This is a genomic window from Ruminococcoides intestinihominis (assembly GCF_040096285.1).
Lineage (GTDB): Bacteria > Bacillota > Clostridia > Oscillospirales > Acutalibacteraceae > Ruminococcoides > Ruminococcoides intestinihominis.
Window position 1 is genome coordinate 1 of record NZ_JBBMEY010000102.1, and the last position, 512, is coordinate 512.

General features: G+C 41.0%; 1 tRNA gene and 1 rRNA gene. Both read left to right on the forward strand.

What is annotated here, in order from left to right:
- Positions 1–83: 83 nt before the first annotated feature.
- A tRNA-Ile gene (locus tag WMO18_RS10920) sits at positions 84–160 on the forward strand.
- Between the two features lie 224 nt (positions 161–384).
- Positions 385–512, forward strand: a 23S ribosomal RNA gene (locus WMO18_RS10925); the annotation flags it as partial.

A 512-nucleotide genomic window follows, 5' to 3' on the forward strand; every position in this document is an offset into this window, starting at 1 on the left:
TGCAAGCAGGGGGTCAGCGGTTCGATCCCGCTTATCTCCACCAAAGGCTTGAGTAAGAAAGAAATCACCAAGCCAGAGAATATGGGCTTATAGCTCAGCTGGTTAGAGCGTCCGCCTGATAAGCGGGAGGTCGGTGGTTCGAGTCCACTTAAGCCCACCATTGAAACCTAACGGTTTCAAGAAATGCACCTTGAAAACTGAATAAAGAAAAGATAGCGAGATAGTTTATTACAAACAGGAAAATAAAACTCAAGTATTTATTTAAACTAACAGGTAATAAAACTACAATTAAGCTGAAAAGGGTAAATAGGAAGAAAAGCCTATTTATCTGCGAGTAGAGTAAATTAATTTACTTAAACGAAAGAACCAAAAAGATATCTCAATGGTCAAGCTATAAAGAGCACAAGGGGAATGCCTTGGCACTAGGAGCCGAAGAAGGACGTGACTAACTGCGATAAGCTACGGGGAGTTGTAAGTAAACATTGATCCGTAGATATCCGAATGGAGCAATC